General features: G+C 71.2%; 20 protein-coding genes. 13 read left to right on the top strand and 7 right to left on the bottom strand.

Translation table 11 applies throughout. The features are described 5' to 3' along the window. Positions 1-4 precede the first annotated feature (4 nt). The 5 genes from ACZ4U4_RS13095 to ACZ4U4_RS13075 all read right to left on the bottom strand — a co-directional run bounded on the left by ACZ4U4_RS13095 (position 5) and on the right by ACZ4U4_RS13075 (position 3,134). Complete coding sequence (locus ACZ4U4_RS13095; RefSeq protein WP_467872531.1) at positions 5-223, bottom strand: tautomerase family protein; 219 nt, start codon at positions 221-223, stop codon at positions 5-7. Between the two features lie 45 nt (positions 224-268). After that, positions 269-1,162 (bottom strand): hypothetical protein, encoded by an 894-nt coding sequence (locus ACZ4U4_RS13090; RefSeq protein ID WP_467872528.1) that lies wholly within the window; start codon positions 1,160-1,162, stop codon positions 269-271. Then, positions 1,155-1,775 carry a hypothetical protein gene (locus tag ACZ4U4_RS13085; RefSeq protein WP_467872526.1) on the bottom strand — a complete coding sequence of 207 codons (621 nt, stop codon included), beginning with the start codon at positions 1,773-1,775 and terminating at the stop codon, positions 1,155-1,157. Before ACZ4U4_RS13085 ends, ACZ4U4_RS13090 begins: the two co-directional genes overlap by 8 nt. 136 nt (positions 1,776-1,911) lie before the next feature. Continuing rightward, positions 1,912-2,154, bottom strand: a complete 243-nt coding sequence (locus ACZ4U4_RS13080) for a phosphopantetheine-binding protein (RefSeq protein ID WP_467872524.1) — start codon at positions 2,152-2,154, stop codon at positions 1,912-1,914. Between the two features lie 224 nt (positions 2,155-2,378). Beyond that, positions 2,379-3,134 carry a helix-turn-helix transcriptional regulator gene (locus ACZ4U4_RS13075; RefSeq protein WP_467872522.1) on the bottom strand — a complete coding sequence of 252 codons (756 nt, stop codon included), beginning with the start codon at positions 3,132-3,134 and terminating at the stop codon, positions 2,379-2,381. A gap of 320 nt (positions 3,135-3,454) precedes the next feature. Between ACZ4U4_RS13075 and ACZ4U4_RS13070 the strand changes: the two genes are divergently transcribed. The 4 genes from ACZ4U4_RS13070 (at position 3,455) to ACZ4U4_RS13055 (ending at position 7,413) form a co-directional block, all read left to right on the top strand. Next, positions 3,455-4,270: a thioesterase II family protein gene (locus ACZ4U4_RS13070; protein ID WP_467872519.1), complete on the top strand. Its 816-nt coding sequence runs from the start codon at positions 3,455-3,457 to the stop codon at positions 4,268-4,270. A 144-nt stretch (positions 4,271-4,414) separates the two neighbouring features. Continuing rightward, on the top strand, positions 4,415-5,242 hold the full coding sequence (locus tag ACZ4U4_RS13065) for a helix-turn-helix transcriptional regulator (protein WP_467872517.1): 828 nt from the start codon (positions 4,415-4,417) through the stop codon (positions 5,240-5,242). A 338-nt stretch (positions 5,243-5,580) separates the two neighbouring features. Further along, entirely contained in the window at positions 5,581-6,591 is a 1,011-nt protein-coding gene (locus ACZ4U4_RS13060; protein WP_467872515.1) for a beta-ketoacyl-ACP synthase III, read from the top strand. 162 nt (positions 6,592-6,753) lie between these two features. Beyond that, positions 6,754-7,413 (top strand): NADPH-dependent F420 reductase, encoded by a 660-nt coding sequence (locus ACZ4U4_RS13055; protein WP_467872513.1) that lies wholly within the window; start codon positions 6,754-6,756, stop codon positions 7,411-7,413. Between the two features lie 141 nt (positions 7,414-7,554). Here ACZ4U4_RS13055 and ACZ4U4_RS13050 read toward each other — a convergent pair whose 3' ends face one another. After that, positions 7,555-8,763, bottom strand: coding sequence for an acyltransferase family protein (locus tag ACZ4U4_RS13050; RefSeq protein WP_467872511.1), 1,209 nt, complete (start codon positions 8,761-8,763; stop codon positions 7,555-7,557). Positions 8,764-9,066: 303 nt separating this feature from the next. Here ACZ4U4_RS13050 and ACZ4U4_RS13045 point away from each other — a divergent pair, with 303 nt between their 5' ends. Then, positions 9,067-10,314 (top strand): MFS transporter, encoded by a 1,248-nt coding sequence (locus ACZ4U4_RS13045; protein WP_467872509.1) that lies wholly within the window; start codon positions 9,067-9,069, stop codon positions 10,312-10,314. Between the two features lie 75 nt (positions 10,315-10,389). On the opposite strand, the gene ACZ4U4_RS13040 is transcribed toward ACZ4U4_RS13045, so the two are convergent. Further along, positions 10,390-12,360 carry a fumarylacetoacetate hydrolase family protein gene (locus ACZ4U4_RS13040; RefSeq protein WP_467872506.1) on the bottom strand — a complete coding sequence of 657 codons (1,971 nt, stop codon included), beginning with the start codon at positions 12,358-12,360 and terminating at the stop codon, positions 10,390-10,392. A gap of 32 nt (positions 12,361-12,392) precedes the next feature. Between ACZ4U4_RS13040 and ACZ4U4_RS13035 the strand changes: the two genes are divergently transcribed. The 8 genes from ACZ4U4_RS13035 to ACZ4U4_RS13000 all read left to right on the top strand — a co-directional run bounded on the left by ACZ4U4_RS13035 (position 12,393) and on the right by ACZ4U4_RS13000 (position 20,000). After that, a complete protein-coding gene (locus tag ACZ4U4_RS13035; protein ID WP_467872504.1) occupies positions 12,393-12,989 on the top strand; it encodes a TetR/AcrR family transcriptional regulator in 597 nt (198 codons plus the stop codon). Between the two features lie 121 nt (positions 12,990-13,110). Beyond that, entirely contained in the window at positions 13,111-13,326 is a 216-nt protein-coding gene (locus ACZ4U4_RS13030) for a Tm-1-like ATP-binding domain-containing protein (protein WP_467872502.1), read from the top strand. Continuing rightward, a complete protein-coding gene (locus ACZ4U4_RS13025; protein WP_467872500.1) occupies positions 13,248-14,348 on the top strand; it encodes a Tm-1-like ATP-binding domain-containing protein in 1,101 nt (366 codons plus the stop codon). The genes ACZ4U4_RS13030 and ACZ4U4_RS13025 overlap by 79 nt, the downstream gene beginning before the upstream one ends. Continuing rightward, positions 14,345-15,175 carry a phosphoenolpyruvate hydrolase family protein gene (locus tag ACZ4U4_RS13020; protein WP_467872497.1) on the top strand — a complete coding sequence of 277 codons (831 nt, stop codon included), beginning with the start codon at positions 14,345-14,347 and terminating at the stop codon, positions 15,173-15,175. The genes ACZ4U4_RS13025 and ACZ4U4_RS13020 overlap by 4 nt, the downstream gene beginning before the upstream one ends. Positions 15,176-15,184: 9 nt before the next feature. Then, entirely contained in the window at positions 15,185-15,622 is a 438-nt protein-coding gene (locus ACZ4U4_RS13015) for a DMT family transporter (RefSeq protein WP_467872495.1), read from the top strand. Between the two features lie 2 nt (positions 15,623-15,624). Continuing rightward, positions 15,625-16,038 carry a DMT family transporter gene (locus ACZ4U4_RS13010; protein ID WP_467872493.1) on the top strand — a complete coding sequence of 138 codons (414 nt, stop codon included), beginning with the start codon at positions 15,625-15,627 and terminating at the stop codon, positions 16,036-16,038. A gap of 338 nt (positions 16,039-16,376) precedes the next feature. Beyond that, positions 16,377-18,515: an ATP-binding protein gene (locus ACZ4U4_RS13005; protein ID WP_467872491.1), complete on the top strand. Its 2,139-nt coding sequence runs from the start codon at positions 16,377-16,379 to the stop codon at positions 18,513-18,515. Between the two features lie 165 nt (positions 18,516-18,680). Then, the gene (locus ACZ4U4_RS13000) at positions 18,681-20,000 is read left to right on the top strand and encodes an SUKH-4 family immunity protein (RefSeq protein ID WP_467872489.1); all 1,320 of its coding nucleotides are present in this window, start codon (positions 18,681-18,683) and stop codon (positions 19,998-20,000) included. Positions 20,001-20,008 lie beyond the last annotated feature (8 nt).

Here is a 20,008-nt window from a genome sequence, read left to right as displayed (position 1 = left end):
CCCCTCACTCGGAGAGCCGGCGGCTCAGTTCCGGAAACTTGGGGTCGTTGCCCAGGGCGCCGCCCTCCGCCCAGCGGCTGCGCGGCACCTCCTGGATGTACACGGTGATCTTGTCCAGGGGGGCGCCCGTGACACGCCGGACGGTTCGGGTCAGCTCCTCCATGAGTTCCTGCGCCTGGGCGTCGTCCTGGCCGTCCCAGGTGGTGACGGAGATGATGGGCATGGGGCTTCTCCTGTGCTGAATGCCGGTGGGTGGTGCGGGGGGGGATCAGGACTGCGGGGCCGCGGTGGTCCGCAGGTTCTGGAAGGACGCGCCGCGCAGCTTGAGGTGTGCGTGGATGTCGCCGCCGAGGCCGAACTCACCGATGGCGCCGCCGTAGCTGCGCTGGTAGCTCATCCACAGCACGACCACGTTGATGATCCGGTTGGCCCCGGGCAGCCGGGGGTCCGGGAACGGGTCGGGCAGGGTCGCGTGGTAGCGGCCGTTCCCGTCGGCGTCGGTGACGAAGACGTTCGGCACTCCGAGCGGGCCCGGCCGGGTCGGCCCGGCGGGGTCCAGGTCGCGGGTGCGCAGCGACATCACGGTGTAGACGCTGTCCGGAACGAGCCGGGAGAACGCGAAGCCGAACGTCCCGCGGTGGCCGTCGGGGGTGACCCCGACCTCCAGGGTGCCGCTCGCCCTCATCCAGGCGCCGAAGGTGACCGGGGCGGTGACCTTCGGCCCGTCCTCGGGGCGCAGGTCCGGGATGGGCACCTCGTGGAAGGCGTGGCTGGGCCGCTCGACCTGGCCGGCCTTGGGCAACTGCTCCGGTGCGAACACCATGGAGTAGTTGTTGCACGGCAAGGGCAGCGGAAGCGTGTGCAGGACGATGTCCTTGTCGGCCCCGTCGGGGTCGGTGTCCAGCTCCCGTACCACGGTGTACGGGGCGAGTGTGCCGAACTCGGGCAGCGGACTGTCCGGGGAGACGACAGCCGCGCCCCACTCCGGCCGGGTCGCACCGTCCGGGCCGGCCCGGTTGACCATCCCGACCACCACGAAGTTGCCGTCGGCGTCCATGACTTCGCTCGGTGGGTAGAGTGGGCCCTGGGTGGTGAGGCTGAGCTCGTGCGTCTCTGTGGCGCCCGGGGTCGCGGTCCAGGGGGCCGCGACGGTCTCAGGCATCGGCACGCCGGTAGACGCGGGTGTAGAGACCGCTCTCGCCGCCGACGATGAAGCGGTCGCCGGCCTGCTGGACGATGTCCTGGTACTCGGCCGAGGTGAAGACCTTCTGGTACTCCTCCGGCTCGCAGTCGAAACCCGCCACGAACATCACGCCGGGCTGGGTGCTGAGCAGCGTGTGGTACGCCAGGAACGTGGTGACCGGCTCGGCACGGCGCACGACGTCGAAGATGGTGTTCTCGCGCCACTCGCGGTAGGCCGGGTACTCCTTCGGCTTGACCTCGATGTAGCGCAGTTGGACGTACTGCGTCAGGGGCAGCGGGTCGGCGGTGTCCTTGGGGGCCTCGATGAACTCCAGGAGCTGGCGCCGGAAGTCGGTGACGAGGTCCGCCGAGACGGCGTCCCACACCTTCCGCCAGCCCGCCGACAGCTTCTCCAGCTCGGCGTAGTCCTGGACGGGCGTGATTTCGAGAACGCTGTCGCCGTCCGCGCCGCGGAACAGGGTGCGGCCGGCCAGCGGTTCCTTCTCGTTCAGTGCGCTCCAGCGGGCCAGAACCTCGTCCGCCCTTCCGGGGGCGACGCCAACTTCGTTGAGAATGAGCAGAGTGGCGGACATCGTTATCCCTCTCGATTAATTTCGAAATAAAACACTTGGACGTCACGACCAGTTGAGATGTCAGCAAACGGATCGCCACGGAGAATGGCGAGAATGCATGACCGGGAAGGTGCTCGGACCGGATCCCCGGAGCGCGTCAGGCTACGGCGACGCCCTTGGCGACGAGTACCGCGGCCGCCTCGGCGACGGTCTGCTCGGGGACGAGTTCGCCGGTCTCGATCTCGATGCCGAAGGCTTTCTGGAGACGCAGGGCGAGTTCCTCCAGCAGGAGCGAGTCGATCTCCATGGCCTCGAAAGTCGTGTCCGGCGTGACCTCTGCCGTCGACACGTTCAGTTCCGTCAGGAGCACGACGATGCGGCTGGCAATCGAATTACCCATATCTTCCTCCGCGAGTCGCTGGGAACGCCGACTTCGAATTCAGGGCTTGAATCCCATCGCGTCCCATGGATCCAATCCTGGGATCTGCGTCCGGGTGGAGGAAGTGTCTCCCCATGATGGTGGTGACAACACCACCATCCGTGAAACCGGGAGGCGGCAAAGTGCATCTCACGGGGCGATGCGCCGGTGTCCCGTACCGGCGCCCGCCGCCCGCGAGGGTATGACTAAGGCTGCCCCGAGCTGGACACACCCGCGAACTCCCGCGCCTTAATGGCCGCAGCGGCACGGGGCTGAGCTATGTACACGGTCAGCACCGACTCGGAGTACTCCGGCATTCGCATCAGCACGCGGTCGAAGACCATCACCCCGGTGCGTGGGTGGGCGAATTTACGCACGTTCTGATACGGGTCCTCGACCTCGTGCCGGTCCCACAGCTCGGCGAACTTCGGACTCGTCCGGCACAGCCGTTCCGCGATCCTGCCGAATTCCGGATCGTCCGGGAACCGGGCCGCCTGTGCCCGGAAGTGGGTCACCAGCCCCCGAGCCACTCTTTCGGTTTCTGGATACTTCGCCCGGGTGTCCGCGTCGGTGAAGAACTTCTCCAGGCAGTTGTCCCCGCTGGCGTTGAGACGGAACAGCGAGCGGGCGGACCCATTGGCCACTTCGATACGCCCGTACCGATCGGTGAGATAGGCCGGATGGGAGGACCAGCTCTCCACGAGCGCGCGCATGTGCGGGAACATCCCGTCCCGGCGCTCCCCGTCCGTGCACCGGGGCGGGTTGAGTCCGGCCAGCCGGAAGAAATACCGGCGCTCGCAGTCGTCCAACCGCAGGGCGTTGCTGATGGCGTGCACGATTCCTTCGGAGACATTGATGTCCCGGCCCTGTTCCAGCCAGGTATACCAGGACACCCCGACACCGGCGAGCGCCGCGACCTCCTCCCGGCGCAGGCCGGGGGTACGCCGTCGCTCGACGTTCACCAGACCGACTTCTTCGGGTGATATTCCCTCTCGGCGCGTCCGCAGGAAATGTCGCAGCTTCGCTCGCCGTAAAGGTCCGGATAAGCGCGAGGGTGCAGTTGTCTGCATGTATCGACCTCTCTCCTTGAATCCATACGACCCGAATGGATCTCACTATATTTTTTAGTTAAGCGGAAGGGCTCGCTCAAGCCCTACGGCGATTTTCGGCAATCGCCGTCCGGTGTGGCGGCGGTGGACCGGGTACCGGAACCACTGGTGGTGGCGCCACCCTGTTGGACACGCACTCCCTCCCTTCCGGCGTGGGCGGGAGACTGGTGGCCATGGCCCACACGACGCGGTACCTCACGCAGGACACGGCGAGCGGCGCGCCCGCCGGCGTGGCCCGGCGCGCCGTGGTGCGTGGCGAGACCGCCCCGCTCCGCCTGTTCTGCTTTCACCATGCGGGCGGCAGCGCCTGGTCCTTCGCGGGCTGGGGACCCCGGCTCGGGCAGGGGGTCGACGTGGTGCCGGTGACCCTGCCCCCGCGGTCGGCGTCCGCACCGGGCTCCTCCGGATCCGTCAGCACGATGGACGACTTGGTCCGAGAGGTGACACAACGGCTTGCCCCGGCCCTCGACGAGCCCTACGCCTTCTACGGCCACAGCATGGGTGCGCTGGTCGCCTACGAGGTGGCCCAGCGGCGCCTCGCCGCCGGCCGTCGACCGCCCGTCTGCTTCGTGACCGGGGCCCACCGCGCACCCCATCTGCCGGCCCCCGGCCTGATCATGGACCTGTCGGACACCGCCGCGCTCGAATTGCTGGTGGACCTGGGCGGAGCCGGCCGGCTGTTGCGGGAGGACCCCCGGCGGATGCGGGACGTGGTGGCCAGACTCCGTCAGGATCTGCTGGTCAGCGCCACCTACCGGTACCCGGCAACGGGACACCGCCCCCTCCCTTGTCCGGTCCATGTGCTCCACGGCAACGACGACCCGCTGGTTCCCGTCGCCGACGCGACAGCCTGGAACCGCCATGCGGGGGGACCCTTCTCGCTGCATGTCATGCCCGGGGGCCACTTCTTCCACAAGGAACACAAGGAGCTGTTCTTCGAGGAGTTGGGGCGGGCCCTGCGGGCGACGGACAGCGATCACCGGTGGTGATGCGCTGAACTCAGGGCGCTCCCGGGCCGGTTGACCGCCACCCTCCAGCGAGTAGCCGTGCCCGGTACACTTTTCCGCAAACCGTACAGACGTGTGATTCTCGCCGCTGACATGGCGATTTCTTCCGGCCTACATTTCGTTGGCATGGATACCACGACCTCCAGGGCCGGCAGCAAGAAGCAGCGACGCAATGAGCTGACGCACTTTCTGCGCAGCCGTCGCGCCGCGCTCTCCCCCGCCGATGTCGGAATGGGGCCGGCCGGCGGTCGCACCCGGGCGGGCCTGCGCCGGGAGGAGGTCGCGGTCCTGGCCGGGGTGAGCGCATCCTGGTACGCGTGGCTGGAGCAGGGCCGCCCCATCAACGTCTCGGACGGGATTCTGGACGCGATCAGCCGCGCGTTACGCCTCACCGAGCGCGAGCGCGTCCATCTGTACCGGCTCGCCGACACCAATCCCCCGCTGCCGACGCCGCGTGCGGACCCGTCGGACACCGAGGTCCTCCAGCGGGTGGTCGACACCCAGGCATCGGGGCCGGCGTGCGTCATCGACCGGTACTGGGACGTCCTCGCGGCCAACGAACAAGCCGCCAGGGCGCTGCACCTGGGTCAGGAGGGCAACGAGAACTTCCTGATCGGTCTGTTCACGGGATCCCACGGACGCCAGTACGCCAATCTGCCCCAGGTGGCCCGTCAGATGACCGCCCGCTTCCGCCTCCAGACGTCCTACCTCGCCGACGATCCGAGATACGAGCAGATGGCCGACCGGCTCTCCGCCGACAGCCCGCGGTTCGCCGAGCTGTGGAGCCGTCACGAGGTCGAGGAGTTCGTGCCCACGACCGTCGAGCTGGACCGTCCCGACGAGGGCCGCGTCCCCTTCGCGCTGTACACGATGGATCTCGACGAAGCCTCCTCCGTCCGGCTGCTGATGTATCTGCCCCCGGGCGGCACCGGCCCGCAGCCGGTCCGGAAGTAGCGTTTCCCCATAGAGAGTTCGGCCCTGCCCGGGAGGGTGGTGTTCCCACCACCATCGGGGCCGGTCACAGCGTCGGCACGGTCTGGCAGCGCGGTGTCCGGCCGTCCGATAATTGTCGTACGCCTTGGTACGTCCCCGCGACGGCGCCGCATCAGCGCCGTCCCACGTACCCGGCCACGTGTGCCGCTCCTCTCCCGCCCTCCGGCCGGAGGGGCGGCACCTTCCGACGGGCCCGGTCACGACGTCCGGCACCGGAAATCAGGGAGGCCCCCCTTGGCATTCGCGCTGTCCCACGGACTTCTCGTGGGGGAAGGACTTCTGGCGAAGGAGGCGGCGACATGAGCAGGGCTGCGGTCCTCACCGGGCTCGGAACATACGTGCCGCCTCGCATCGTCACCAACGACGATCTCTCCCGCACCATGGACACCACCGACGAGTGGATCCGCTCACGCACCGGCATCACTCAGCGCCACTGGGCCGAGCCCGGCACCGCCACCGGTGACCTGGCCGTCGAGGCGGGCGGGCGGGCGCTGAAGTCGGCCGGCTCCGGCGATGTCGATCTGGTCGTCGTCGCCACGACCACGCCGGATCACCCCTGCCCGGCGACCGCTCCCGATGTCGCCCACCGGCTGGGCCTGAATTCGGTCGCCGCGTACGACATCGCCGCCGTGTGCAGCGGATTCATCTACGCGATGGCGTCCGCGGCGGGCGCCATCGCCGCCGGATTCGCCGAGCGCGTGCTGGTCATCGGGGCGGAGACCTACTCCACGATCCTCAACCCCGAGGACCGCACCACCTCGGTGATCTTCGGTGACGGCGCCGGGGCCGTGGTGCTGCGGGCCGGCGATCCGTCCGAGCCGGGCGCGCTGCTCGGACACGACCTGGGGAGCGACGGCTCGCTCAAGGACCTCATCACCGTCCCGGCCGGCGGCTCACGGCAGCCGGTCGGCGCGGTGGCCGGGTCCGGCGTCCGCCCTGCCGAGACGTACTTCCACATGGACGGCAAGCCGGTCTTCCGGCACGCCGTGACCCGCATGGCGGCCTCGTCCCAGGCCATGCTCGACCGCGCCGGCTGGGCCCCGGAGTCGGTGGACCGGTTCGTCGGCCACCAGGCGAACGTCCGGATCCTGCACGCCGTCGCCGACCAGCTCGGCATGGCCCGCGACCGAGCAGTCGTCAACCTCGACCGTGTCGGCAACACCTCGGCGGCCTCCATCCCGCTGGCACTCGGCGACGCCGTCTCCGGGGGCCTGCTGACGCCCGGCGACCGCGTCCTGATGAGCGCTTTCGGGGGCGGCCTGACCTGGGGCTCCACCGCCCTGGTGTGGCCGGAGATCGTGGCGGGCTAGGGGGTGTCTTCCCGCTCTCCGGGCGCCACGGCCCCACGGAGAGCGGGAAGACACCCCAGACGATTCACCCAGGCGGCCGCCGGTGCAGGGAGACCGGCGGCCGCCATTCCTGTCCGGCGGCTGTCCCGCCGTGACCGATCACGAAGACCAAGGAGCTGGACAATGCCCGAATCCAAGGCCGGTCCCACCCCGCTGCGCATCGCCGTCCTCGGCGCGGGGAACATCGGCCGCCCCCTGGGCCGCCACTGGCTGGCCGCCGGTCACACCGTGACCTTCGGTTCCCGGACTCCGGACCGGCTCGCCGCCCTCGTCGAGGAGTCGGGCGAGCGAGCGCGGGCGGCCACGTACCCGGACGCGGTGGACGCGAGTGACGTGGTGCTGCTCGCGGTGCCGCGTCCCCCTCTTGAGGAGTTGCTGGCGCAGGTGGCCGACCGGCTGGCCGGGAAAACCGTGATCGACGCGACGAGCCCGATCGGGCTCTCGGCGGACGGCCTGTTCGTGTCCGAGCTGGGCACGGGCCTGCCCCAGGGCAGCTGGTCGGCGAAGCGACTGCCGGGCAGTTCGGTGACACGGGCGTTCTGCCACTTCCCGGACGAACTCCTGTCGCGCGGGACGCGGCAGCCGCATTTCTGGGGGATGGCGGTCGCCGCGGACGACGCGGACGCGCTGCGGATCACGGAACGCCTCGTCCACGACGCGGGATTCGTCCCGGTACGGCTCGGGGGCCTGGACGAGTCCGCGGCGTTGGAGCCCGGCGGCGCGCTCTTCGGATACTTCTCGACGGCGGCCGGTCTGCGGAGGGCCGCGGGCATCGGCGGCTGACGCGCCGTACGGCGGCTGCGTCCCCGGACGTACCCGTCGTCGCGCACCGTCCGGGAAGACGGAGCGACCGCCTGCCCCGACCGGCCGGAGCCGGTGGGGCAGGCGGTCGCCGTATGACCGTCTCTCCCTGCTCGGCGTCGGTCAGTGCTCCGTGCCGGTCCGCCCGGCGGCGAGCGGCACGGACTCCACGGGGACCGGCGGATCCTGTCGGGCGGGCGCCGGCTTCTTCCTCGGGTTGGACCAGCGCCGGGTGAGGGGGCGTTCGATCAGGCCGTACAGCGCCCAGGACGCGAGGATCGAGACGCCGAGTCCGAGCAGCATCATGGCCGCGGCCTGCGGTGGGGTGTACGTCTTGCTGCCGAGCAGCTTCCACACGCCTTCCAGCACGGTGAAGTGCACGAGATAGAAGGCGAAGGAGATGTCGCCGAGCCAGACCGTCACCTTGTTGCGGAAGACGGTGAAGCGGCCCTCGTCGTCCGCGATGGCGCCGGCCGCGATGAGGATGGCGGCCGGGATGACGCAGACGGCACGCGACGAGTACATGTACGGCGTGAAGTAGCCGAGCACGAAGCTGGCGACGAGCAGTGCGCCGGCCCAGACCATACCGATATTGCGCCAGCGCCCCGCCATCACCGAGCGGGCCACCAGGATGCCGAGCGCGAAGTCCAGTACCCGCGGGAACGGCAGGATGTACGAGACGAAGTACTGGTTCACCGAGGTCTCGGGCTCCATGGGCATGAACACGGAACCGGCCGGGACGAGATGGGTGGACAGAAACGGCGTGGCGATGATGCCGAGGCCGACGATCGCGACCCAGAGATTGATCCGGTTGACCGGGATCTTCTTGATCATGCGGAGCAGCAGCGGGAAGGACAGGTAGAAGATCGCCTCGACGGCCAGGGACCAACCCGCCGGGTTCACACCGAAGTTGATGGAGAAGTCCGGGTAGTACACCTGGAGCATGAAGAAGTTGAGCACCCCGATCTTCATGTCGGTGAGGGGCGCCGCGAAGACCACCATGGCCAGCACCCAGACCACCAGGTAGTTGGGGACGATCTTGAGGAACCGGCGGCGCCAGAAGCGCGGCGCGGTGTCCGTGTCCCGAGCCGACCAGGTCAGCACGAATCCGCTGAGCACGAAGAAGAAGCTGACGCCGAGGGCGCCGGCATGGTGCACGGAGCGGTAGTAATCGTGCACGTTCTCGGAGCTGAGCCAGGGCACGCCGAGGAAGCCGAGCAGCGCCGCATGGTAGAGAAACACCACGAAAGCGGCGGGAAAGCGCAGCCCGGTGAGCGTGTTGAGGCGAGTGACCCGGGAGCGCCCCGTCGCACTCATTCGGTCTGTCGACACGTATCTACTCCTCAGGAAATGCGGGGTCCGGATAAGCGCAAGTTACCCGACCATCCCCTCCGCTACAGGGGTCGATTCATCCGGTTACTCCCAGCACCATCGGGGCGACTACCAGGCAGTTTGCGATGGGTGGTGGTCCTACCACCATGACTGGGAAACACTTCCGAAAGACTCGGTGCGCCCGCGATGATGGCCCCATACCCACATCACGCGAAGGACCCACCAAACAATTCTCCGCCCCCCTTCACCCCTCATAGATTTCCCCCATTAATTCATCGCAGGAATATCCCACCGGGAGCAGGAATGTCCCACGGTGCGACCGGTCAGTCGACCGCGCAGCGCTCACCCCATCCACCCCCCTCACCGCAGGCGGCCGGACAGGCGAAGAACTCGGCGCTGCGCGGCTGGCTGGCCGTGGCCGGACTGGCCCTCGGCGTCTTCTCGTTCGTCACGACCGAGACCCTGCCGATCGGACTGCTGCCGTCGATCGCTGACGGCACGTCGGTGTCGCTCGGTGCGACGGGCTTTCTGGTGACCGGCTTCGCCATGGTCGCGGCGGCGACAGCGGCGCCGCTGACCACGCTCACGGGCCGCATGGACCGCAAGTGGCTGCTCGCGACGCTGATGGCCTTGTACATCGCCGGCAACCTGCTGGCGACCGTGGCCTCCACCTATGCGCTGCTGCTGGCCGCCCGCATCATCGTGGCGCTGGCCCACGGTGTCTTCTGGTCCATCGCCGTGTCGATCGCCGTACGGCTGGTGCCCCAGCGGCACGCGGTGCGCGCGACCTCGGTGGTGCTGGGCGGGATCTCGCTGGCCTCGGTCGCGGGCACGCCGCTGGGCACGGCGATAGGCCAGTCGACCAGCTGGCACGTGGCGTTCGCGTGCGTGGGTCTGCTCGGTGTGCCGGTGCTGGCGGCGGTGTTGCTGTTCATGCCGGCGCTGCCTGCGCAGGGCAGCGGAAACCTGCGCACGCTCCTCCATGTCCTGCGCCATCGCACCCTGCTGGCGGCGATCGGGGTGACCGCGCTGGTGATGAGCGGGCACTTCCTGGCCTTCACCTATGTGACGCCCTACCTGGAGGAGGTCACAGGTGTCCGGTCGTCGCTGATCAGCGTGCTGCTGCTGGCCTTCGGTGCGGCCGGACTGGTGGGCAACTTCGCGGCGGGTGCGGTGGTGGCGCGTGCGCTGCGGGGCAGCCTGATCGGCAGCAGCGGACTGCTGACCGTCGTCCTGGCCGTGATGTGGGCGGGCGGTGCGAGCACTCCGCTCGCCGTGACCATGCTGGTGTGCTGGGGCGCGCTGTACGCGGCTCTGCCGGTGGCGCTTCAGACGTGGGTGCTGCAAGCCGTCCCCGAGGAGAGCGAGGCGGCTTCCTCGTGGTACGTGGCGGCCTTCAACGGTGCCATCGGTGTCGGGTCGTTGATCGGCGGGCTGCTCACGAACGCGTCCGGGCAACGGCCGACGATGCTCGCGGCGGCGGTGTTCGCGGCGGGCGCGACGGTGCTGGCCGTGGCGTGCGGAAGGGGCCGCGGGCAGAGGCAGGGCTGAGCCCACCGCTGCCCGCGGAACACCGACTTCCGTCCGGGGCGCGCCGGTCCGGCGCGCCCCGGACGCCGGTCCGTCTCACCGCCGCCGCTGCCGCTCCCACTCCGCCATCAGGCCGAACAGGGTGAGCCGGTCGACCACGGGCTGGTCGGGGTGGATCTCGCGGTAGCGCCGGTAGATGTTGGCCACGATCCGTTCGGCGTCGAGCCAGTCGGCGTACTCGGCGAGATCGACGCCGAACGCCGCTTCCTTGAAGTCGAGCCCCTTGGCGTACGCGGCGTCGGCCTGTTCGACGACATGGCGGAAGTAGCCCCGGACGGCGCGGATCCCGTCGGCGTCCGTCACCGGGCCGTGCCCCGGCACCACGGTCGGGGCGCCGAGCGCGAGCATCGTGTCGCAGGCGTCGATCCACCCGGCGATCGGGCCGCTCCACACGATGGGCGTGCACCCGATGAACAGCAGGTCGCCCGCGAAGAGCACCCCCGCGTCGGGCACATGCACCACCGTGTCGGCCTCGGTGTGGGCGGGCCCGAGGTTGAGCAGCTGCACCTCGCGGCCGCCCACCTCGACGGTGAGCCGCCGGTCGAAGGTCCGGTCGGGTGTCCGCAGCCGGATGCCGCCGAAGTCGAACGCGGCGAACCGCTCGCGCAGATACGGCGTGAGCGTCGGCCCGAGGTCCATCACCTGGAGGGCCGCGGTCAGCTCCGGCGCCATCTCGGCGTGCATCTCGTGTGCCGTCCCCTCGGCGGCGATGAAGCGGGCCGCGGCGGGCAGCAGTTGGCCGCCGTGGGTGTGGTCGCCGTTGGCGTGGGTGAGCACGGCGTGGGTGAGCGGGTTCCGGTCGGTGATCCGCCGCATGCCGGAGAGCATCTCGGCGGTGAGCGGCAGATCGTAGAGCGTGTCGACCAGCAGGGAGGCGCCGTCGCCCGCGACCAGCCCGGCATTGCTCATGCCGTACTCGCCGTGCGGCAGCAGCCATGCCCAGACGCCGTCCCCGACCTGGTGCAGCCCCTTGGTGTAGGGCAGGGCGGAGGCGGCCGGATTGGTCCGCGGACGCCGGGGCGCGTCGGCCGGGTCGGGGCGGGCGGCGAGCGGGTGGGGAGCGGTGCCGGCCCGGACGGTCTGGCGCACCTCGCCCAGTCCGTCGGCGCGCAGCGACACCACATCGCCGTCCTTGAGCCAGCCGGGGAACGCCGCGAGGTCGCCGAAGTCGAGGTGTTCGAGCAGACAGCAGCCCGGGACGGTGCCCGACCCGAAGACGTCTCCCGGCCGCAGCTCGACTCCGCGGGAGGCGTACGAGACGACCTCGCCGAAGGTCCAGTCCATGGCGTCGGTACGGCCCTCGCCCACGGTCTCGCCGTTGACCTCGGCCCGTACCCGCAGCGCGAGCCTGCCGTCCGGGCCGAAGGGCAGCTCGTCGGGGGTGACCAGCCACGGTCCGAGGGTGGAGGCGCCGTCCTTGCCCTTCGCCTGGCCGATCTGGAGCTGGCTCTCCAGCCCCTGGAGGTCCCGGGCGCTCCAGTCGCAGAAGAGCGCGTAGCCGGCGATGTGCTCCTCGGCCTGTTCGGGCGTCAGATCGCGGCCGGCGGTGCCGATCACCGCGGCGATCTCCAGCTCGAAGTCGAACCAGGCGCTGCCGGGCGAGATGGTCACGTCGTCATGGGGGCCGAGGACGGAAGCGGGGTTGGCGAAGTAGAAGGCCGGGATCTGGTACCAGGTCGGCCCCAGCTCCCCCGTACCGCCGGTCGCCTTGAGGCCGGCGCGCAGGTGATCGAGGAAGCAGAGGCAGTCCCGTACGGACGGCGGCCTGGGGATCGGGGCCCGCAGGGTGACATCGGCGAGGGGGACGACCTCGGCGGGGTCGGCGAGTGCCCGCTCACCGGCCAGGAGCAGTGCGGGGCCGAGGAGTTCCGTCAGGGAGGTGCCCGGCGGGAACGCGTGGATCAGATCGCCGTCGAGGACACCGGTCCGGTCGCCGTCGGCAGAGGCGTAGGTGACGAAGCGCAAAACGACCTCCTTCTGGCCGACCAACTCTGTGTTGGCCAACATAGAATATGATTCCTAGCATAGAAGGAGGTGTCGTGGCCACGCGACGAGAGCACACGAGCCAGGAGAGCAGCGAGCGGATCCTCAACGCCGCGGCGGAGCTGTTCGCGGAGAAGGGCTACCGGCAGACCACGTTCGCCGCCGTGGCCGAACGGTCCGGGATCAGCAGAGGTTCGATCCCCTGGCACTTCGGCAGCAAGGAGGGGTTGCTGCTGGCCGTGCTCGAACGGTCGGTGCACCTCATCAGCGCAGGTCTCGGCGGCGAACCGGCGGGCACCGACGGGACGGAGGCGGGTCTCGACCGGATCATCGAAGGCGCCCACGCCCTGTGGGCGCTGCCCACCACCAAGCTCTTCGCCACCCTCCTGGTGGAGGCGCTGGAGCCGGACTCACCGATCCACGGCCGCTACGCCGAGATCCACCACACCCTGCGCGACCACTGCCGGCGGCAGCTGGAGCAGCTGCCGCTCCCGTCCGGGGTGTCCGCCGAGGCGCTCGCCGCCGCGATCATCGGCGCCGGTATCGGCATCCACCAGCAGTGGCTGCTGGCCCCCGACCGCGTCGACGCCGAACAGGCACTGGCCGCACTGCGCGCGATGGTGGCGGCGATGGTGACACCGGCCCGGGAGTGACGCGCCGGCATCCGCCGCTTCCGGGGTCTGGCCCCGGGCCTGGCGCGCGGCGATCATCTCCCCGTCGGGACGGAACCCGGCGCCGAGAGATCCGCGGTGGCGCGTCGCGAAGGAGGCCCCGGTGACGACGGTGTGTCTGCTGGGCACGTTGGACACGAAGCACGAGGAGTACGGCTGGCTCCGCGACCGGCTCCGGGAGGCGGGGGCGGCGGTCGTCCTGGTGGACGTCGGCGGGTACCCGCCGGCATCCCGGCCGAGGTGTCCGCACAGGAGGTCGCGGCGGCGGCCGGTGCGGACCTGGCGGCGCTGCGGGTCCGGCGCAACCGCGGCGCCATGATGGCGGCCATGGCGGAAGGCGCCGCCCACGTCGTGCGCCGCCTCCACACCCGGGGCGCCATCGACGGCCTCCTCGCCATCGGCGGCTCCAGCGGCTCCTCGGTCGCCGCCGCGGCGATGCAGGCCCTGCCCCTCGGCTTCCCCACACTCCTCGTCTCCACGATGGCCTGCGGCGACGTCCGTCCCTACGTGGGCGAGACGGACGCCACCCTGATGTACGCGGTGGTCGACCTCGCCGGCCTCAACTCGGTGTCGGAACAGGTCCTGGGCAACGCGGCAGCGGCGATGGCCGGTATGGCCGCGGCGTACCGCCGCAGGCGGGCCGCGCCCCCGCGCACCCGGCCCGCCGTCGCCCTCACGATGTTCGGCGTGACCACCCCGGCGGCCGACGAGGCCCGGCGTACGCTCGACCAACTCGGCTACGAAACCCTCGTGTTCCACGCCACCGGATCCGGCGGCCGCGCCATGGAACGCCTGGTCTCCGCCGGTCTGATCGCCGGTGTCCTGGACCTCACCACCACCGAGCCGGCGGACGAACTCGTCGGCGGCGTGCTGAGCGCGGGCCCGGAACGGCTGACGGCGGCGGCGCGGCACGGCGTGCCCCAGGTGGTGAGCGTCGGCGCCCTCGACGTGGTCAACTTCGGCCCGCCGGACACCGTTCCCGCCCGCTTCGCCGACCGGGCGCTGCTGCGCCACAACCCCACGGTCACCCTGATGCGCACCACGGCCACCGAGATGGCTCAGCTGGGCCGCCTCCTCGGCGCCAAGGTGGCCGCCGCCACGGGACCGTCCGCGATCCAGCTGCCGCTGCGCGGCGTCTCCGCGGTCGACGTGGCGGGCGGCCCGTTCCGGGACGAGGCGGCGGACGCGGCGCTGTTCGCCGCCGTACGCGACGCCACCGCGGGAACCGCCGTCGAGGTCCACGAGCGGGACGAGGCGATCAACGACCCAGGTTTCGGCCGGGCCATGGCGCGGAAGCTCCATCACCTCATCTCCCGCACCGAGGAGGACGACCGGGTATGACCGGACGGGACCGACAGCACGTACTGCGGCGACTGCGGGCGACCGTGGCCGCCGGCACCCCGGTGATCGGCGGTGGCGCCGGCACCGGCCTCTCCGCCAAGGCCGCGGAGGCCGGCGGCATCGACCTGCTCATCATCTACAACTCCGGCCGCTACCGGATGGCCGGCCGCGGCTCCCTCGCGGGCCTGCTCCCCTACGGCGACGCGAACGCCGTCGTGGTCGACATGGCCGCCGAGATCCTGCCCGTCGTCAAGGACACCCCCGTCCTGGCCGGGGTAAACGGCACCGATCCGTTCCGCCTCATGGGCCCCTTCCTCGACGACCTGAAGCGGATGGGCTTCTGCGGTGTCCAGAACTTCCCGACGGTGGGCCTCTACGACGGCACCTTCCGCCGCCACCTGGAGGAGACCGGTATGGGCTACGCCCTGGAGGTCGACATGATCCGCCAGGCGCACGAGCGGGACCTGCTCACCGCGCCCTACGTGTTCGACCCGGACCAGGCCGCCGCGATGGCGGAGGCCGGCGCGGACATCCTGGTCCCGCACCTCGGCCTCACCACCAGCGGCACCATCGGCGCGCAGACCGCCCCCACCCTCGACGAGGCGGCCGCCGCGATCCAGGCGATGCACGACGCGGCCACCCGCATCAACCCGGACCTCCTCGTCCTCTGCCACGGCGGCCCGATCGCCGAACCGGCCGACGCCGCCCACATCCTCGCCCACACCCAAGGCGTCGTCGGCTTCTTCGGCGCCTCCTCCCTCGAACGCCTCCCCGCGGAACGCGCCATCCGCGAGCAGACGGAGGCGTTCAAGGGGGTGGGGCTCTGAGCGGTACGGGTGGACGGCCGGGCGTCCCGGAATGATCGCCGACCGCGCTGCCGTTGCAGGCAGTGGGTCGTCGGCCGACGAGGTCCGGCCCGGCACCGACCGTCGGAGAGGAACGTTTTCACCGTCATGGCCTGGATCTACTTAGCCCTTGCCGTTGTGTTCGAGATCGTCTTCGCGCTGGGCGCCGGCGCGTCGGAGGGCTTCACCAAACCCAAGGAGTCCCTGATCACGCTGGTCGGCGTGGTGGGCGGGATCGTCTTCATCAGCTTCGCCCTCAAGACCCTGGACGTGGGGGTCGGCTATCCGATCTGGACGGGCGCCGGGGCCGTCGGCACGGTCGTCTTCGGGGCGCTGCTCTTCAAGGAGCGGATCACCCTGCCCAAGGTGTTCTGCTTCCTCGCCATCATCGGCGGGGTCGTCGGGCTCAAGTCGCTGTCGGGGGTGTGACGATGGGTGCACCTCGGCAGAGGGCGCGCGGCGGGCAGAGCGCCGCGACCGCCTGGACCCTGCTCCTGATCGCCGCGGCGGTCGAGGTCGTCTTCGCGCTCAGCTCGGGCGCGAACGCCGGCTTCACCAGACTCGTCCCGTCCGTCGTCACCGTCGTCGCGGGCGGTGGCGGGGTCTATCTCCTCAGCCTCGCCCTGAAGAGCATCGACGTCGGCGTCGGTTACACCGTCTGGACCGGCATCGGCGCCGTCGGATCCGTCCTCCTCGCGGGGGTGCTGTACGGCGAGCAGATCACACCCGGCAAGGTGCTCTGCTTCCTCGCCATCATCGGTGGTGTGATCGGCCTGCACCTCACCTCCGGGGAGGACGGAGACGCGGCCCCTGCCGGGGACTCCCCGCAGGTCGAGCCCGAATGACGCCGCCGCCGGGCGGGGCGGCCGGGATGCCCCGAGGGGTGACGGCGTAGCGCCCCGGTCTCCGCCCGGCCCGTCCCACCGGGGCTGCCACTGACGGCCGTTGGGTACGTCAAGGCAGGTCAGGGCCGTTGTCAGTGGGGTGCGGCATGATGCAGGTGCGCAAGCTTCACGGGGTGGTCGCAGGTATCCCGCGGGGGCGCCTGCGCGCCCTCCGGCCGTGCAGCCCGTCGAGGACGGGCGGCGGTCGGGGGGCGGCTCGCCCCGTGCGACGGCTCTAGGATGACGGCGTACGGTCAAGGCGTCTTGACGGCGTGGACGGACAGGACAACGGGGGAACGATGACCAGCCCGACCCAGGCCCCGGAACGGGCCGCTGCCCATGAGCCCCACCCCTATATCGGGGGGCGCAATGCCGCGCTGCGCGCGCTCGCCGCGTGGCGCGCGGAGCGGCCGGACGCGCCTCGGGTCGCCGTCCTGACCGGCAGTCCGGGCACCGGGTGTTCACGGCTGCTCACCGGGTTCCTGATGCTCTGCGACCCGGAATACCGCAAGGGGCTGGAGCTGGACGCGCTGGATCCGGCGACCGTGCCGCCAGCCCTGCCCGCACCCGCGGTGCCGAGTGTCGCCGGGCTGACGGCCCCGCAGACGCTGTGGCTGCTCGCCGACCACTACGGGTTGTCCGCGACCCGCACCGCCGACATCTTCCCCGAACTCGGTCGGCTCCCGGCGTCGGGGCGGCCGGTGACGATCGTCGTGCCGGATGTGGACCGGGCCGGCCCGGTGCGGGGGGCGGGTGAGCCCGCGCGCCTGGTGCGGGACGTGCTGAAGCCCCTCGCCGCCGTCGACTCCGTACGCCTGCTCGCCGATGTGCCCCGCGAGTTCGCCGCCGAGCTCGCCGAGAGCCTGCCGCCCGGCATGGCCCGGATCATCGACCTCGACGCACCCGAGTGGGCCGACCCCCACGGGCTGATCCTGCAGGCCGAGGCGCTGCTCAACCCCCAATTCGGCGCCCCGGAGCTGCCGTTCACGACCGATCCCGACGCGCGGCGCGCGCTCGCCGAGGCGATCGCCCGGCAGGCGGGGGACGGCGCGGGCAGCCGTCTGACCGTGCAGCTCGCCGTCCAATCGGTCCTGATGCACCCGGAAGGGTTCGATCCGGCGGACGCGGGCCAACTCCCCGGCAGTGTCGGCGAAGCGCTGGATCTGCACGCCCGGCGCCTTGACGCCCACCCCCGCACCCTGCGGCAGATCCTCGCGCCCCTCGCCCTTGCCGAGGGCGAGGGCCTGCCCGCACAGCTGCTGTCACCGCTCGCCTCCGCCGTCGCCGAGCGGGACATGCGCGAGGACATGGCCCGGGGCATGCTGCTCGCCGCCCCCTTCATCCGCCCCGTCGAGCGGGACGACGAAGACCTCCCCGAGGACGAGCGGACCCTCGTCGGATTGCAACACCCGGGCATCGGTGAGGCCGTTCGGGCAGGCATCCCGGATGTACCGGGTGCTCAGGCGCGTATCGCCATGGAGCTGCTGAAGGCCGTACCCCACCAGGACTGGGGGCAGGCCGGGGAGTACGTCCGCGACCGCATCGCGGGACACACCCTGGAGGCCGGTCTCCTCCCCCAGCTCCTCACCGACCCCAACCTGTTCGCCCACGCCGAGCCGGTGCGGCTGCGCGCCGCCGTGGAGGCCCTCCCTCCGGAGCAGTTGGACGCACCGGCCCGCACCTATCTGCGGACGGCGCCGCTGCTCACCCGCACCCAGGCGCCCGTCCTCCTGCGAGCGGCGCTGCTGGAGACCGCGTTCGTCGAGGACGGGCTGCCGGAGTACGCGGCGGTGCTGCGCCGCACACTGCCGGAGCTTCCCTGGCACACCGTGTGGAGCGTACGGGTCGCCGGGGTCGACGCCGTGACCGTCGGCAGACTGCGCCCGGCCGTGCCGGACAGCGCCGAGGGCGCCCCCGCGGAGCAGGAGCCCGCAGAGTCGGCCCCCCTCGCGGTCGCCGTGAGCGTGGTGCCGCAGGGCATTCCGGGCTCACGCCCGCTGCGGGCCGACGCTCCCGAGACCCCCGCCGTACTGGTGCAGGATCTCGCCACCGGCTCCGTCATCGAGGCCGACCCGAACCGGATCGAGCGCCTCTCGGATGACGAGCGGGCCACGGGAACACTCGGGTTCAGCCGCGGCACCGACTACCTACGCGTCTGGCACCGCGGGGAGCAGCCGGGCGACGAGGAGATCGTCACCGCCCTGATCTCCGCCACGCCCTTCACGGGAACCGACCTCTCGCCCGACGGCATCCTCCTCGTCGCCACGGAAGACGGCGTGAAGGCGCTGCGGATCCGCCCGGGCCGGCCCGGCACGGCGACCACCCAGCGCTCCGTCCCCGACCCCCAGGCAGCCGGGCCGGAGCCCGTACGGGCCCCCGGGCCGGAAGCCGCGCAGGCTCCGCAAGCCACCGGCCCCGCTGCCCACCCGACCGCCTGACAGCCACCCACCGCAGCCCGTTAGCCTCGAAGGCCCGCAGCCTTGCGAAGGCACCCGCATCGGACCGCCTGCACCCAGGCCCACCCGGACGAGGGCCGCGGAGTGCGCCCGGCGCCGCCCCGGCCGCACCGGCCCCGTCCGTCCGAAGACTTGAAGGGAGTTCCCGTGATCAGCCAGGAGCAGGCGCTCGCGACCGCCGAGGGGTGGCTCAACCCCGAGGGGCAGCACCGCCGTGAGGTGCGGATTCAGGAGTTCGATCTGGGCTGGGTGGTGTGGGCCGCGGCCCCGCCGGTCGAGCGCGACCCGGTCACGGGCAAGCGCCGGCCGCCGGCCACGATCGGCCACGCCTGCGGAGTGGTCGACCGCCGCACCGGCGAGCTGAGCACCTGGCCGTCCGTGCCGGTCGAGGAGGTCGTGCGGATGTACCAGCAAAAGCACGGCGGCGGCCAGGAGACCGCGCCGCCCGCACAGCCGCCGGTGACCGGCCCCGGCAACACCACGGTCCTCACCTACGTCGACCCACGCACCGGCGAGGAGACGAGCCTCGTCAAGAACTCCGCCCCCGGTGAGCCGCACTCCGAGTACCAGGCCCTGGCGGAGATCGACGGCCTCGGCGTCCCCGCGCAGAACGTCGTCGCGCTCCACACCGACCTCAGCTCCAGCCTGCTCCCCGGCGGATACCCGGGCGTGCTGCTCGGCCGTCGCTTCCCCCACGCCCGGTTCTCCTGCACGCAGGAGTACGGCCTGCGGGGCGAGGAGCGCGCCGAGGCGATCGCCGGGCTGATCCAGCACGTCGAGCAGATGCACCGGATCGCCGGACAGCAGCCGCCGCCCCGGCCGCACCGGGCGCCGGTGCCGACCGACGTCGAACCGGCCGAGCCGCTCCGCGATGTCGCCCTGGGCCGTGAGCTGACGGAGGTCTTCGGCGCGGACGACGTGCGGCGCCACGACGCCGACGACCTGGCGGGGACCCCGCTCCCCGAAGCTGCCAAGGCCACGCTGACCTGGGCCGGGCTTCCGGACGTCGTCCCGTTCTTCTTCACGGCCGACAATCCGGAGGCGAACCTTCCGGCGGGCCTGTTCGGCAATGCCGCAGCCCATCTGCGCGAGGTCGGCTCCCGGGCGGGCGCCGACGCCCTCGCGTTCCTGGAGGGACACGTCCGGATCGGCACCGACGGGGTCGCCCTGATCACCGTCCAGTGCACGGGCTCCGCTCTGGAGGGTGAGCCGGTCGGCCAGGTCTGGGCCGTCACTCCGGAAAACGGTGCGGGCCGCCGGGTCAACGCCTCGGTGGCCGCCTTCGTCCGCTCCCTCGCGCTCCTGGAGACCACGCGCGAGGAGATGACCGGACTCGACCCGGTCATGGCGGGCAGCGCCGTCGCCGACTTCCAGGAGCAGCTCGTCGCCATCGACCCCTCGGCCCTGGACGACCCGAGGAACTGGTGGTCGGTGATCGTGGAGCAGATGTGGCACGGGTTGTTCTGATCGTCTCT

Source organism: Streptomyces sp. NPDC029159, from assembly GCF_055564055.1.
The sequence above is the reverse complement of the archived record's forward strand: the minus strand, read 5'-3'. Positions and strand labels throughout refer to the sequence as shown.

Bases quoted from the DNA above. Each gene is read 5' to 3' on its own strand.
- ACZ4U4_RS13070 (WP_467872519.1), top strand. From the start codon at position 3,455: ATGGCCCACACGACGCGGTACCTCACGCAGGACACGGCGAGCGGCGCG.
- ACZ4U4_RS13020 (WP_467872497.1), top strand. From the start codon at position 14,345: ATGACCGGACGGGACCGACAGCACGTACTGCGGCGACTGCGGGCGACC.
- ACZ4U4_RS13010 (WP_467872493.1), top strand. From the start codon at position 15,625: ATGGGTGCACCTCGGCAGAGGGCGCGCGGCGGGCAGAGCGCCGCGACC.
- ACZ4U4_RS13095 (WP_467872531.1), bottom strand. From the start codon at position 223: ATGCCCATCATCTCCGTCACCACCTGGGACGGCCAGGACGACGCCCAG.
- ACZ4U4_RS13065 (WP_467872517.1), top strand. From the start codon at position 4,415: ATGGATACCACGACCTCCAGGGCCGGCAGCAAGAAGCAGCGACGCAAT.
- ACZ4U4_RS13090 (WP_467872528.1), bottom strand. From the start codon at position 1,162: ATGCCTGAGACCGTCGCGGCCCCCTGGACCGCGACCCCGGGCGCCACA.
- ACZ4U4_RS13045 (WP_467872509.1), top strand. From the start codon at position 9,067: ATGTCCCACGGTGCGACCGGTCAGTCGACCGCGCAGCGCTCACCCCAT.
- ACZ4U4_RS13005 (WP_467872491.1), top strand. From the start codon at position 16,377: ATGACCAGCCCGACCCAGGCCCCGGAACGGGCCGCTGCCCATGAGCCC.
- ACZ4U4_RS13060 (WP_467872515.1), top strand. From the start codon at position 5,581: ATGAGCAGGGCTGCGGTCCTCACCGGGCTCGGAACATACGTGCCGCCT.
- ACZ4U4_RS13055 (WP_467872513.1), top strand. From the start codon at position 6,754: ATGCCCGAATCCAAGGCCGGTCCCACCCCGCTGCGCATCGCCGTCCTC.
- ACZ4U4_RS13085 (WP_467872526.1), bottom strand. From the start codon at position 1,775: ATGTCCGCCACTCTGCTCATTCTCAACGAAGTTGGCGTCGCCCCCGGA.
- ACZ4U4_RS13080 (WP_467872524.1), bottom strand. From the start codon at position 2,154: ATGGGTAATTCGATTGCCAGCCGCATCGTCGTGCTCCTGACGGAACTG.
- ACZ4U4_RS13040 (WP_467872506.1), bottom strand. From the start codon at position 12,360: ATGTTGGCCAACACAGAGTTGGTCGGCCAGAAGGAGGTCGTTTTGCGC.